We start from the raw sequence: 1247 nt of genomic DNA, 5'->3' as shown, positions 1-1247 counted from the left end.
TGTTAGTTCATTAAGAAACTAAAGCGAAGAAGTTGTTTTTGTACCTTGGTGAAAAAACATTTTCCATCTTCCATCTCTAAATTTCCAAATTGAACTTCGCAATGAATGTTGTTTTTTTACTTCGTTAAATATTCGGTAAGTAGTTAACACTATTTCTTCAGACAATGGATGTATTTCAAAATCACTCAATGTCATCTTTACCTCACCTATTCCTTCTTCACCAATCCCCTCATCTTTGTACAAGACTTTACCAGAACTTCCAAATTCGAAAAAATTGACTGCAAGTAAATTATTAAGCTCTTTTTGTGATGTACGAATTTCTGGCTTTAACAACTTCTCTTCCAGTTGACGTAAATGTTCTTTTAACGAAGATTTACTTTCCATTTCCCACTCCCCTTATCCATTATAAAAATAATACCGAATACTCGCTTTTTCCTCTTTAAGCTACCTGCCCGGTTAGTTGCATAAAGGAAAAGCTGCCTTAAAGACAGCTCTGATCTTCAGCTAACGCACCCGTTAGTTCCCTAACTGGAGACACTCCCATTTGAAAAATCAATCAAAATAGACAGGTTCTTGTGGATTATGTAAATGTTTAAAAGCCAATTCAATTTGTGATTCTGTATTTCTAGCTATTGATAATGATGGTAGTTCATTTTCAGCAAAAAACTCAACTGCACTCGTTTCTATTCCTTCTTTAGGTTGTCCACCAATTATTTCACATAGGATAAACATTTTATAAACGTGATAAAGTGAAGGAGGGTGTGGATGACACTTCTTATCAAGGACACCTAACAATTTAATTGCTTTAACATCAAACCCTGATTCTTCCTTTACTTCTATGACTGCAACTTCACTGGGAGTTAATCCTATGTCGCCCCAACCTCCTGGTAAAGACCAATCTCCATCAGTGTTTTCTCTAACCATTAAAATCTTATTATCTCTAAAGACAACTGACCTAATATCTACTTTAGGAGTCGCATAACCAGTTTCATTGGCAAACAGATCTTTTATTACTGTCTTGTTCATATCTGTTTGATGCGATAATATTTCAACGCTTATATTTCTTACCAATTCAAATCTTTCCAAGTCATATACATCTTTCGAATAAGTTAATCCCACCTGTGCAATGGATTGGAGTCGTTTCGCCCATTCAAGCCATTTAGGATCCATTTATTTCACCACCAATTCAACAATACCTAAATATTACCATAAATCATTTGGAGTTAATACTAACCTATTCAGCTAAC

At 34.6% G+C, this 1247-nt stretch carries 2 protein-coding genes; both read right to left on the bottom strand.

The features are described from left to right. Nucleotides 1-18 precede the first annotated feature (18 nt). Entirely contained in the window at nt 19-384 is a 366-nt protein-coding gene (locus IOC57_RS25470) for a nuclear transport factor 2 family protein (protein WP_207441365.1), read from the bottom strand. Between the two features lie 168 nt (nt 385-552). Beyond that, nucleotides 553-1170 carry an NUDIX hydrolase gene (locus tag IOC57_RS25465; protein ID WP_207441364.1) on the bottom strand — a complete coding sequence of 206 codons (618 nt, stop codon included), beginning with the start codon at nt 1168-1170 and terminating at the stop codon, nt 553-555. Between the last annotated feature and the right edge of the window lie 77 nt (nt 1171-1247).

Source organism: Bacillus sp. SD075, assembly GCF_017355165.1.
Taxonomy (GTDB): domain Bacteria; phylum Bacillota; class Bacilli; order Bacillales; family DSM-1321; genus Peribacillus.
Note: the sequence above shows the minus strand (reverse complement) of the source record. Positions and strands in the feature narration are given on the sequence as shown.

Bases quoted from the DNA above. Each gene is read 5' to 3' on its own strand.
- IOC57_RS25465 (WP_207441364.1), bottom strand. From the start codon at position 1,170: ATGGATCCTAAATGGCTTGAATGGGCGAAACGACTCCAATCCATTGCA.
- IOC57_RS25470 (WP_207441365.1), bottom strand. From the start codon at position 384: ATGGAAAGTAAATCTTCGTTAAAAGAACATTTACGTCAACTGGAAGAG.